Annotated in this window: 12 protein-coding genes; 10 read left to right on the plus strand and 2 right to left on the minus strand. The window is 38.9% G+C overall.

Annotated features, from left to right (window positions below; genetic code table 11):
• The first annotated feature begins 64 nt into the window (after positions 1–64).
• Positions 65–2,614, plus strand: coding sequence for an HAD-IC family P-type ATPase (locus IGK77_RS01830; RefSeq protein ID WP_074799657.1), 2,550 nt, complete (start codon positions 65–67; stop codon positions 2,612–2,614).
• 594 nt (positions 2,615–3,208) lie between these two features.
• Here the strand turns inward: IGK77_RS01830 and IGK77_RS01835 are convergent.
• Positions 3,209–4,651 carry a helix-turn-helix domain-containing protein gene (locus IGK77_RS01835; RefSeq protein ID WP_074799658.1) on the minus strand — a complete coding sequence of 481 codons (1,443 nt, stop codon included), beginning with the start codon at positions 4,649–4,651 and terminating at the stop codon, positions 3,209–3,211.
• Positions 4,652–4,767: 116 nt separating this feature from the next.
• Here IGK77_RS01835 and IGK77_RS01840 point away from each other — a divergent pair, with 116 nt between their 5' ends.
• The 9 genes from IGK77_RS01840 (at position 4,768) to IGK77_RS01880 (ending at position 10,567) form a co-directional block, all read left to right on the plus strand.
• A complete protein-coding gene (locus tag IGK77_RS01840; RefSeq protein WP_074799659.1) occupies positions 4,768–5,367 on the plus strand; it encodes an NUDIX hydrolase N-terminal domain-containing protein in 600 nt (199 codons plus the stop codon).
• Positions 5,368–5,435: 68 nt separating this feature from the next.
• Positions 5,436–5,888 carry a MarR family winged helix-turn-helix transcriptional regulator gene (locus IGK77_RS01845; RefSeq protein WP_062805801.1) on the plus strand — a complete coding sequence of 151 codons (453 nt, stop codon included), beginning with the start codon at positions 5,436–5,438 and terminating at the stop codon, positions 5,886–5,888.
• 13 nt (positions 5,889–5,901) lie between these two features.
• A complete protein-coding gene (locus IGK77_RS01850; RefSeq protein ID WP_074799660.1) occupies positions 5,902–6,429 on the plus strand; it encodes a GNAT family N-acetyltransferase in 528 nt (175 codons plus the stop codon).
• 3 nt (positions 6,430–6,432) lie between these two features.
• Complete coding sequence (locus tag IGK77_RS01855; protein ID WP_019724095.1) at positions 6,433–7,143, plus strand: B3/B4 domain-containing protein; 711 nt, start codon at positions 6,433–6,435, stop codon at positions 7,141–7,143.
• A 219-nt stretch (positions 7,144–7,362) separates the two neighbouring features.
• On the plus strand, positions 7,363–7,773 hold the full coding sequence (locus IGK77_RS01860; RefSeq protein WP_071866217.1) for a glyoxalase: 411 nt from the start codon (positions 7,363–7,365) through the stop codon (positions 7,771–7,773).
• Positions 7,754–8,014, plus strand: coding sequence for a hypothetical protein (locus tag IGK77_RS01865; protein ID WP_019724093.1), 261 nt, complete (start codon positions 7,754–7,756; stop codon positions 8,012–8,014). Before IGK77_RS01860 ends, IGK77_RS01865 begins: the two co-directional genes overlap by 20 nt.
• A 226-nt stretch (positions 8,015–8,240) precedes the next feature.
• Positions 8,241–9,551: an NCS2 family permease gene (locus IGK77_RS01870; protein ID WP_010736459.1), complete on the plus strand. Its 1,311-nt coding sequence runs from the start codon at positions 8,241–8,243 to the stop codon at positions 9,549–9,551.
• 104 nt (positions 9,552–9,655) lie between these two features.
• Positions 9,656–10,195, plus strand: a complete 540-nt coding sequence (locus IGK77_RS01875; protein WP_177187665.1) for a hypothetical protein — start codon at positions 9,656–9,658, stop codon at positions 10,193–10,195.
• Between the two features lie 21 nt (positions 10,196–10,216).
• Entirely contained in the window at positions 10,217–10,567 is a 351-nt protein-coding gene (locus tag IGK77_RS01880; protein WP_074799661.1) for a DUF7006 family protein, read from the plus strand.
• Positions 10,568–10,876: 309 nt separating this feature from the next.
• On the opposite strand, the gene IGK77_RS01885 is transcribed toward IGK77_RS01880, so the two are convergent.
• Entirely contained in the window at positions 10,877–11,773 is an 897-nt protein-coding gene (locus IGK77_RS01885; RefSeq protein ID WP_074799662.1) for a helix-turn-helix domain-containing protein, read from the minus strand.
• Between the last annotated feature and the right edge of the window lie 10 nt (positions 11,774–11,783).

Consider the following 11,783-nt stretch of genomic DNA (forward strand, 5'->3'; position numbering starts at 1 on the left):
CATAAGAAACCCTCCTTCTTACGTATAATAAGTATTATCAAATGAAATACAGGAGGGATTGCCGATGACATGGTACAAAGAAACTGCTGAACAAACAATGAATAAATTAAAGACGACCAAAGATGGTCTTTCAAATCAAGAACGTACCAGTCGTTTAGAAATACAAGGACGAAATGAAATAGAAGTGAAAAAGAAAGTCAGTCCGCTTCGGAAATTTTTGAAGCATTTTACGGATTTGTTGATGATCATCCTTATGGTGGCTTCTGTCTTGAAGTTTTTAACGGGTGATTATATTGAAGGTAGTATTATTTTACTTGTAGTGATCATCAATAGTTTTGTTGGTTATTGGCAAGAAAGAAAAGCAGAAGAGTCACTCAATGGGCTAAAAAGCTTAATGAGTCAAGACGCAGTGGTTCTTTCTGAAGGTATCAAGAAAAGTATCCCTGCCACTGAGATCGTGCAAGGGGATATAGTTAGTTTAACAGCTGGAGATGTCGTGCCTGCCGATATTCGTTTAGTCGAAACATATGGTTTGATGATCGAAGAAGCTGCGTTGACCGGTGAATCCGATGCGGTAGAGAAAATGAGTGAGCCGTTAGTCGATGAATTAGGCGCAGGAGATCAACTCAATATGGCGTTTTCAGGTACACTTGTCCAAGCTGGATCGGCGCTTGGTGTCGTCGTTGAAACAGGGAATACGACGGAGATTGGAAAAATCAATCAAGCATTACAATCAGTTCAACAACAAACGACCCCTTTGGTTCGCAAGATCCATCAGTTGAACAAGCAAATCTTCAGAGGAATCGTTTTTCTAAGTTTATTCTTGATTTTCTTTACCTCATTTAGGTATGGCTTAGAGTGGAACTTTTTATTCTCAACGATCATTGCGTTGATCGTTTCTATGATCCCAGAAGGGCTACCAGCGGTATTGACGATGATCCTCTCACTTGGGGTCAATGAAATGGCACAAGAACAAGCGATTATCAAAGGACTACCTTCCGTTGAAACACTTGGTTCAATGACGGTGATCTGTTCAGATAAAACGGGTACGTTGACCAAAAATGAAATGACTGTTGTGGAAACAATGACAGAAGATGAGACACGCTTACTTGAAATCATGAAAAATTGTCAAGAAGTGCAAACGAAAGATGATCAAGTAGTGGAAACGTTGAGTGGCAATCCAACTGAGCTAGCTTTACTACGATACACAGCTGAACAGAATCTTCCCCTAAAAACGGCGCTTGCTAAATTGCCATTTAGCTCAAGTTACAAATATATGGCAACACTGCATGAAGAACAGGACCATGCAGTAGTGTTTGTCAAAGGAGCGCCAGAAGTTTTATTATCGAGATCTTCTTTGTCACAGTCAGAACAGCAACAATGGATCAACCAAGCATCACAACTAGCAAAAAAAGGTCAACGTGTATTAGGGTTCGCCTACAAGCAATTGCCTATCGAGCAAGAGTTAGACCATGCACAGTTACAACAACTGACATTTGTTGGGATTGCAGGAATCATTGATCCGCCAAAAGAGAGTGCGATCCAAGCGGTAAGAGAGTGTCAGCAAGCAGGGATCTCGGTGAAAATGATTACCGGTGACCATAAAGACACAGCGCAAGCAATTGCTGATCAAATCGGGTTGAAGCATACGAGTAATGTCCTTGAAGGGATCGATATCGATCGACTCTCTGATCAAGATTTAGCGAAGAAAGTGAGCAAAGTCGATGTCTTTGCTCGAACGACTCCGGAGCATAAATTAAGGATCGTAGAAGCTTTGCAGAAAAATGGTGAAATCGTTGGGATGACTGGTGATGGTGTCAATGATGCGCCAGCATTGAAACGAGCAGATGTAGGAATCGCTATGGGGATCAAAGGAAGTGAAGTCAGTAAACAAGCCGCAGATATGGTCTTAGGCGATGACAACTTCCATACGATCGCTAAAGCAGTCAAAGAAGGACGTCGGATTTTAGATAATTTACAAAAAACGATCAGCTTCTTCTTACCTACATCTTTAGCACAAGGTTTGGTGATCATCTGGGCATTACTTGCGAATCAGCCATTGCCTTTGACACCGATCCAAATCTTATGGGTCAATATGGTGACAACAATCACGTTATCCTATGCGTTAGGTTTTGAACAAGCAAGTAAAGACACGATGAGTCGGCCACCAAGAGATCCCAACCAAGGGATTTTGACTAAGTACAATGTTTTCCGGATTTTCTATGTGTCCCTCTTGATCATTATCCCAGCTTATTGGTTGGCAATGCAGTTTGAAGGTCAAGCATTACAACAAACTGTTCTTTTACAAAACATTGTTGCTGCCCAAGCCGTCTATATGATCAATTGTCGTGAGCAAGTCGATGCTTCATTGAACAAAGGCTTCTTCCAAAATAAATTCTTATTTATTTCATTAGGTATTTTATTTGTCCTCCAAACTGGAGTCATTTATCTACCCTTTGCGCAACAAGTCATTGAAACAACAAGTTTGAGCTTTGCTCAACATTTACCAATCCTTGCAAATGTACTTCTATTATTTACAATCGTAGAAGTCGAGAAACGAATCAGTAAAACATGGATCAAAAGAAAAGAAAGAGAAGCTTTTGCCGGTAACTGAGAATCGTCGATCGTTCAAGAGATAAAGGCAAAGCGGCAGTCTTCCCCTAGGTTACAGTAGAGGAAGGCGGTCGCGTTTTATGTTTTAATGCTTGGAGCTGAACGCTTCTTTTACAACCTAGATAAACGGTGTTCGAAAAGCTGACCTTCAACATTAAGCTAAAAAATCAAAAAATATGGGGAGCTATTTTCTGATTTTCTATCTTACTGTTCAGGTCATAGCGCTTTTCTCACAATCTATGATAAACGGTGTTCAAAAGCCAGCTCCTTCAATATTAAGTCAAAAATCGAAAAAATATGAGAAGCTATTTTCTCAATTTCTGCCTTAATACTTGGAGCTGAACGGATTTTTCACAACCTAGATAAACGGTGTTCAAAAAGCTGACCTTCAACATTAAGCTGAAAAATCAAAAAATATGAGGAGCTATTTTCTGATTTTCCATCTTACTGCTCAGGTCAGACCGCTTTTTTCACAACCTGATAAACGGTGTTCAAGAAGCAACACTTCAATAATAAGCCAAAAAAATCAAAAATGAAAAAGCCATTTTCGATTTTCCTGTCTTATTACTCAGTGCTGAACGCTTCTTTCACAACCTTACAAATAACTTCTAAATGTGAGTTCGGTCAATTGGTCGAGCTCGTTTTTGGTTGGTATGGTAGAGATGTAGATGATTGGTATTGGGACTTGGTCGAGGGGGGTGTTCGAGACGAACAAGTCGTTTTTATGGAACGTGATATCAGAAAGTTGTGATAATTCTACTGGAATCAATTGAACTCGTTTCCCAAAGTAATCATTTAATTCTTGTTGCAAAAAGGCTTTCCAAGAGGGTTCGCCTTGAAAGAAGAAATACAGGTTCAATTTATTTGGACGAACGGATAAGATCGCTTGTTGGATCAAGAAGGATAGTAGGCGTAGAAAGTATTCGTCTTCTTGAACAGGCAACTCTTGTTTCAGTTGCTCAAGTAATTCTTGTTTGAATGGGTACAACTGTGGATATTGTTGCTCATATTCTTCCAAGAAATAGTGATACTGCAAATTCAACTGCTCGATCAAGATAGGTGATTCATGATATTTCAACAATAACAAGATCAAGTTATCCGCAAGTTTTGTCTCGTTTAGTTTTTCTAAGTGCAAGGTATCAGCTAAATCCTGAACGAATTGTTTGATCTTGCCCGAAAAAGGATAACTTTGCAAGATATCTGCTACGGGTTCTTGGTATTGATTGTTGTAATTCCAACTTTCTAAAAAGCAAAAGAAAGCAAAAATCAATTCATCTTTTTGTAAATAAACGCCTTCTAATTCATAAAGCGTGGTCAATTCAGTCGCATACGTGGAGTAAAGAGTATCTTCAGGTTCAAAGAAAGAGTCCTCGATACGGCAGTTTGCCTTAACACGTATCGTGTTGATGAAAAACCAGCAAATGCCAAAAATCTCTTCTGTTTCAACAGAAAAAGGGGTTTGCTTCAAGCGTTTCAAAAAACGAAAGTAATGGGATTCATGGATGGAATAATCTTCAAAAAAATAATTATTATGAGTAAATGGCATCAAAAGACGATGATAAAACAAGCGGATCGCATTTTCAGAACCACTCATCGTACTTGTATATTTTGTCAGCTTGATCTGTAACCCATAACGAAGGAGTTGGCGATTGACTTTTCTTGTATGGCGTTTCAGCGTTTCGTAAGAAAGTCCATTGGCTGCTAAGAAATTGGTTGTGGAACATTCCTTTGTAAACAATAGTTCTTTGATCAATTGTACACTAACGGATTGCTTTAGAAACAATTCCCACAGATCATTGGCAAGTAGATTTTGTTGGTTGAGTAAACGAATCCCTGACTGATCACTATCGATCAACCAGCCATCAGGTAATTGTGAGCGGATGACTTGTAAGTCGGAAAAAATCGTACGTTCCGTTGTATTTGTTTCTTCAGCAAGCTCATTGACAGTGATTTTGGGATGGTTTAAAAGTAGTTCGATCAACGTGACTTGTCGTTGTAAATCTTTTTCAGTGATGATTTGGTGCATGAGCGAGTACATCCAACATCCCTCCTTTTAAAACAAATTATAACACAATCCTTGACTTACATAAGCGGTTTCTTGTAGTTTTGGAGTAAGACATAACAGCGTGGATTTATTGAAAGGAATGAATTGCAATGACAACAAAAAACGAAAAATACAAACGTCTATTAGCGATCGCAGAAGCCGGTCTCTTCTATGGCAAAGATCCATTTGACGAAGAACGTTACCAAGAATTGAAAGCGATCGCTTTATCATTATTAAGTAATGGCGACAAGGAAATCGAAGAACGCCTTGAATTTATTTTAGAACAAAATGAAGGGTATCCAACACCCAAAGTCGATGTACGTGCCTTTATCAAACAAGAGGATAAAGTACTGTTAGTGGAAGACAGCAATACAAAAGAATGGGCATTGCCGGGCGGTTTTGCGGAAATCGGCTATTCACCAAAGGAAAATATCGAAAAAGAGGTGAAAGAAGAAACTGGGCTAACAGTGACGGTGGATCAACTACTGGCGATTTTTGATACCAATACCCGAAAAGATATTCCACAAGCCTTTCAATACTATAAAGTCATTTTTGGATGTTCGATCATCGGAGGTTCTTTTATCACAAATAATGAAACTTCAAACAGCGCCTTTTTTGCATTGGACGATTTACCTACTCTTTCCCAAAAACGGACGACAGAAGAACAGCTTGCGATCTTAGCGACAGGTCATTTGCCTTATTTTGACTGATCAATATATTTTTGTTGCATTTGCAACAAAAATCAGTACAATAAAAGTACAACTAAAGGAGAGAAGAGATGGCTGAGATCATAAGAGAAATCGGCGCGATAGCACGAGCGTTAGATTCGATCAGTAATATTGAGTTCAAGGAAGTCGCTTTGACGAGGGGGCAATACCTGTATCTCGTTCGGATTTGTGAAAATCCAGGCATCATTCAAGAAAAAATAGCCGAAATGCTTAAAGTCGATCGAACGACAACTGCCCGTGCGCTGAAAAAGCTGGAAAGTAATGGCTTGATTCGACGTGTAACGGACGAACAGAACAAGAAAAATAAAAGGTGTTATCCAACAGCCCAAGGAGAAGCACTTTATCCGATGATCATCCGAGAACACCATCATTCTACGAAAGTCGCTTTAGCTGGCTTGTCTGAAGAAGAAATCCAACAGTTGGAAAGATTATTGACACACGTAAGGAAAAATATCAGCGAAGACTGGAATTTTGTAAAAAAGGGCAATAAACGCCTGTATTGAAAGGGATGTTGGAGTGGGAAAGGTAGAAATCAGACCGATTGTGGGAAGTGAAGTGGAACGCCTTCAAGCAATCAGCATTGAAACGTACACAGATACTTTTGGCGAATATAACACGCAGGCAGATATGGATGCGTATCTTTCGCAAGCGTATGATTTGCAGCGATTGACAAAAGAACTGATCCATCCAGAATCAGCTTTTTTCTGGGCGCTAGATCATGGCGAAATTGCGGGTTATCTAAAACTGAACATAGGAAAAGCACAATCCGAGGAAATGCCTGAGGATCATCTAGAAATCGAACGGATCTATATTCGACCACCCTATAAGAAAAAAGGGATCGGCACTCACTTGATGAACTGGGCGTTGGCTCAAGCGAAAGCACAGGGAAAAACAGCTGTGTGGTTAGGTGTGTGGGAACATAATGATCCAGCCCAAGCTTTTTACCGTAAGCATGGTTTCATACGCCAAGGACAACATGTGTTTTATATGGGAGACGATGCACAGATCGATCATATTTTAGTCAAAAAAATCAATGAGGTGTAACGAATGAAAAAATTTGTAGCAGATCCATCATTTTGGGAAGTGTTCCCAGAAGCAAAAATTGAGATCCTAACGGTAGAAGGGATCAATAACGAAGTCGTTGAAGAAAACAAAGCAGATTACTATGACAAATTAAATCGTGCTGCTAAAGAAGCAAGAAATTATTTAACAGAAGAACCTTTTAGTCAAAATGAAGTGATTGCACAATGGCGTCAAGCGTTTACCCAGTTCAAGACAAAAAAAGGTGCACGTTCATCGATCGAGGCACTGCTAAAAAGAGCCAGTCAAGGTCGCGAATTTTTCCCGATCAGTCCGTTAGTGGATATCTATAATAGTATCTCTTTGCGCTTTGGCGTACCCTGTGGTGGAGAAGATCTTGACACGATCGTTGGGGATCTTCATTTGGGTAAAGCTCAAGGTGGAGAAAATTTCTTGCCATTAGGCGCAGAAGCAGATGCGCCCGCATTACCAGAAGAAATCATTTATTATGATAAAGAAGGCGCAGTTTGTCGCTGCTTTAACTGGCGTGAAGCGCAACGGACTATGTTAACAGAAAAAACGACGAACGCTGTGTTGGTGATCGAGGCAGTCAACGCACAACAAGCAGAAGTTGCCGGAAAAGCAATGACTGCTTTACAAGAAGACATTGAACGAACATTTGGTGTAACGAGTACTAGACAAACAGTGACGAAAGAACAACCAGAAATCACTTTGTGACCGGACACGTAGGAAATAACCAAAACGATGGAGTCACTCGTAATCTTCAAACAAAGCAAACTTGAAGATTGCGGGTGATTTGTCTTTTGATCGCTTAACACGAAAATAAGCAACGTTCGCTCAATCATCTTGTGCTTAATAGCAGTGACTTCCACTAAGTGTGTTTCCGCTTTCGTGCTATAATGAAAACAAGCTTTTATTTAGAGGAGGCGTTGTCAAATGATCCATAAATCTCGTGTCATGCTATACGTCGAAGATGTCGCGTTAGTCAGTCGGTTTTTCGTTGAGCAATTGAAGGCAGAAATAGTAGAAACGTTGGAATTGCCAGAGGAATATCAAAGCATTGTCTTGCGTATGTCGCAAGAATTGGAGTTGGCTATTTTTCCTCGGACATTCGTTGAACGATTTTCACCAGAAGTGTTAGGACCACCACCGTCTATGATTTTCTTTACAGATAAGTTTGACGAACTTTACGAACAAATCGAAACAGCTGGTGAAATTTTGGAGAACAATGGCTTGTTGACGTTTAACTTTTCCGATCCTGAAGGAAATTTTTTTGTGATGGCAAAATTAGAATCGACAGAAAAAGTAGATGAAAGGGAGACAGAAGATGAAAATCTCGATCACTGAAACACTTGAAGATTATTTCAAAAAGCAACGGATGAAAAAGAGTGATAAATTGAGAATGAAGAATTTGAAATCTGGGAAAAATCCTGCCAAAGGATGGAATAAAATGGTCGATACAGGCTTCGGTGGTTTAAATTCATTAGATTATCGTGGAAAAGGGAGTAATTTACCGATCAGCCAAATCGACAATCAGCAATTTCGTGCGGAAGAACAAAAGCGAATCGGTAAAGAAACCCATAGATAGAAGCTTCTTCAACTATTGTGTACTTAGTTTTATTTATTAGTAATCGACATACTCTTCTCTAAATGAAAGCGGAATAGGTAAATAGTAATGTTCGGATTTTTGATTAAATCCGAATTTTTTGTTTACTTATTTCTTTATTTGGGATAATATTAAACACGTTGTTTTATTAATAAATCTAATATAGTAAGAACTTTTTTATAAATGTTCGGTTTTAGGGGGATGAACGATGAAGGAAAAGATACTTTCCTACTTCGAGATTGACGCACTGAATACGACGGTGAAACGTGAGATACTGGCTGGGTTTACGACATTTATCTCTATGGCATATATCTTATTTGTCAATCCAACAGTACTTGGTGCTTCGGGGATGGATGAAGGGGCAGTGTTTACTGCGACAGCATTAGCCAGTGCCATTGGCTGTATTTTGATGGGGGTCGTTGCACGCTACCCGATTGGAACAGCGCCTGCGCTAGGAATCAATGCCTTTTTTGCTTACTCGGTCTGTTTAGGTATGGGGATTCCGTGGGAAACAGCATTGGCAGGAGTGTTTGTCGCTTCGTTGATTTTTATTTTGATCACCATTTTTAAATTACGTGAGATGATCATTGATGCCATTCCAACAGACTTGAAGTTTGCGATTTCCGGCGGGATTGGTTTGTTTATTGCCTTTCTAGGCTTGAGTGAGGGTGGCTTGATCGTGGCAAATGAATCCACTCTTGTTGGCTTAGGTTCATTGAGTGTCGGTTCCACTTGGTTGACGATTTTTGGTTTGATCGTGACGGCGGTATTGTTAGTTCGTCGCGTACCAGGAGGGATTTTTATCGGAATGGTAGCTACCACACTTCTAGGACTAGTCACTGGACTGATTCCTATGCCTTCACAGCTTGTTGCGGCAGCACCTAGCTTGAAACCCACTTTCTTAGTTGCATTGAAACACGTTGGTGATATCAATAGCTTACAAATGTGGGTAGTCGTTTTGACGTTCTTGTTAGTGACATTCTTTGATACAGCTGGAACATTGGTTGGTCTAGCAAACCAAGCCGGTTTCATGCAAGATAACAAAATGCCACGTGTTGGGAAAGCATTAGCTTCGGATTCTACTGCGATGTTAGCTGGTTCATTGTTAGGTACATCGCCAGTTGGGGCTTTTGTTGAGTCATCCGCAGGGATCGCCGTTGGTGGACGATCTGGATTAACTGCAATCACAACAGGGATTTTATTCTTGTTCGGGTTGTTTTTCTCACCATTATTATCAGTCGTGACTTCTCAAGTGACTGCACCTGCGCTGATTTTAGTTGGTGTGTTGATGGCCCAATCATTACGTCAGATCGAATGGGGAAAAATGGAGATTGCGATTCCTGCTTTCTTGATCTTGATCGGTATGCCGTTGACTTATAGTATCTCAGATGGGATTGCATTAGGATTCATCTTTTATCCAATCACCATGTTAGCGGCAAAACGTGGCAAAGAAGTCTCACCGATCATGTACGCGCTGTTCTTTGTCTTTATAGGATTCATGTGGATCTTGAATGTTTGATTGATTTAGGTAGAACTTGAGTGTTCATTCGCTTTTAAAAGAGTGTGGGACAGTCCAGTCGCCCTTTCTCAAAAATAAAAAACGAGTCTGATTTTGATGTGTTTTTGTCAAAATTGGACTCGTTTTTAGTCTCACATCTGATCAATGAAGCGTTGAGCCCGGTATTGAATAAAGAGTTAGAAGAAGTCCGTGTCATGGTCAAGAAAACCTATGGACAGTTCCATGAGATCAATTCCTACTTCTTACAAAAGCATGCGCAGACACTTCGCTTTTCAGCAGTGACCTTTGAAGATGTGGCCGTCAGTTTTACGTTATACATAGATATGTTATTTCATTATTATCAACCAGTCAAACAGGTTTTGTTTTTACTGGAGGGGAATTATTTGGTGGTACAATCGATTCGCCTGCAAGCCCAAGAACTTTTGAGTGACCATTACAATTTACTCTTTCTTCCGCTAAAGGAATTGACGCAAGAACGCTTGAATGATGCACAGATTGATTTAATTGTCACAAACTATCGGCCGTACCTTTTGGATTACGCGCTGGAAACTGAGTATATTTTAATGAATAGTATTACTACGGTGCAAGACTGGACACGGGTCAAACACCAGTTGAATCCATTGATCGACCGGATCGTTTTTTAAAAGAAAGAAGGAAAAAGAACTATGGCGGTATTTACTACCCAAGAAGCCTATCTTCAAGGGTTTCAAAGTACTTTGGAAGAAGTAGAGAAACGAGAAAGCCAAGTCCTGAAGGACTATATACAGAGCCAAATGAACCAATTGGAGAAGTTAGTATCACAAGTTTCTCAAGAACATTTCTGGAAAGTCTTACCCGAAATCTTAGGGATCGATGCGAAGCTAGGCATCTTCTCAGAATTGATTGTCTTTGATGATTTTTCGAATGAGTATATTGTTCGAATGGTTGAAACAGATTATCGTACCTATTTCAAAGAATTGTGTAGGTTTAATCTTAGCATGGAGCCGAAACATTCCATGATTTTCAATGTTTTATGATTATCCGCTCGCTGACAATCTTAAACGATATGAAGAAAAATTAGCAGGATAATCATTATCTAAGAAACGAATTCTTTTTCAGAATCGATAATGCATACTAAACAAACATTTAGTTGAACATGTAATTTATAGTTTTTTGTTGAGATATTTTATGGGTTCAGAAACTTATAAGTTTAGGGCCATTTAATTTTAGTCAGGGTGCAATCTCTTTAATGTATCTTTTCAAAGGTTCTTGTTTTTGATTAAAAAAGCGCGATAGTATTAAGACTATGATTTTTTAATAATAACATAATTATTATCATGGTTCCTTTACTTGCGGTATTGGCCAGGCGTTGTTCCCAAATATTTTTTGAATACTTTCCCAAAATATTCTGGTGTGGAAAAACCACACGAGCTTGAAATATCTTTTATTGTTCGGCTCGTACTTGTTAATAGCATTGTTGCCATTGATAAACGATAGCTGGTCGTATACTCCATAGGTGTTTTTTTTAGAAACTTTTTGAAGCAGCGAAAACATTCAGTTCTACTAATTCCTGAATGTTTGGCAATTTCTTCGACCGTGATACATTTTCCGTAATTTGAGTGGATAAATGTTAACATTGCCTTCATATATTGTGTTTGAATCGATTCTTCGCAAAACATAGTTTTTTCTGTGAGATGATTCATTTTTGATGTCAAAAGACGCCATATTCTAGAAACTAATTCAATACAATATAATTCAAAACCTGTTTCAGTACCAGTTAATCCACAAATTTCTATGATGCTTTCAGTTATTGATATATCAATCGATTCTTCAGTATTTAAATATATGAATGGAAAATGGGAATCGAACACTTTGCTTATATTATTAAAGTAAAAATTATCGAAGATTGTTAATTCAAAAAAACTAATGGGAAATACTAGACCTGCGAGTATAGTTCCTTCTTGCAATGCTCTAACACTATGTAATTTACCAGAAGGAACATAGATTCCTTCCCCATGATGTAAAGTGATGGTTGTTGTGTTTTTTTCACTAGAGAAAATAATATATTCAACACTTCCTTTTAAAACAACTGAAAATTCCACTTCTTCATGCCAATGACATTCCCATGTGCTATTAAAATAGTCATCAAAATGATCTACACATGTTGTCACAGGGATATATTGATTTCTATGGGAAATTCTTTCTCTTAAGTCGTTTTGTAATTCTAGCATTTTCACTTTCATTTAAAACCTA

It is taken from the genome of Enterococcus sp. DIV0806c (genome assembly GCF_051710905.1).
Taxonomy (GTDB): Bacteria; Bacillota; Bacilli; order Lactobacillales; family Enterococcaceae; genus Enterococcus_B; species Enterococcus_B mundtii.

What these genes read in the sequence shown, in the direction of transcription:
- IGK77_RS01830 (WP_074799657.1), top strand. Translation starts at nt 65, where the DNA reads ATGACATGGTACAAAGAAACTGCTGAACAAACAATGAATAAATTAAAG.
- IGK77_RS01835 (WP_074799658.1), bottom strand. Translation starts at nt 4,651, where the DNA reads ATGTACTCGCTCATGCACCAAATCATCACTGAAAAAGATTTACAACGA.
- IGK77_RS01840 (WP_074799659.1), top strand. Translation starts at nt 4,768, where the DNA reads ATGACAACAAAAAACGAAAAATACAAACGTCTATTAGCGATCGCAGAA.
- IGK77_RS01845 (WP_062805801.1), top strand. Translation starts at nt 5,436, where the DNA reads ATGGCTGAGATCATAAGAGAAATCGGCGCGATAGCACGAGCGTTAGAT.
- IGK77_RS01855 (WP_019724095.1), top strand. Translation starts at nt 6,433, where the DNA reads ATGAAAAAATTTGTAGCAGATCCATCATTTTGGGAAGTGTTCCCAGAA.
- IGK77_RS01860 (WP_071866217.1), top strand. Translation starts at nt 7,363, where the DNA reads ATGATCCATAAATCTCGTGTCATGCTATACGTCGAAGATGTCGCGTTA.
- IGK77_RS01865 (WP_019724093.1), top strand. Translation starts at nt 7,754, where the DNA reads ATGAAAATCTCGATCACTGAAACACTTGAAGATTATTTCAAAAAGCAA.
- IGK77_RS01870 (WP_010736459.1), top strand. Translation starts at nt 8,241, where the DNA reads ATGAAGGAAAAGATACTTTCCTACTTCGAGATTGACGCACTGAATACG.
- IGK77_RS01880 (WP_074799661.1), top strand. Translation starts at nt 10,217, where the DNA reads ATGGCGGTATTTACTACCCAAGAAGCCTATCTTCAAGGGTTTCAAAGT.
- IGK77_RS01885 (WP_074799662.1), bottom strand. Translation starts at nt 11,773, where the DNA reads ATGAAAGTGAAAATGCTAGAATTACAAAACGACTTAAGAGAAAGAATT.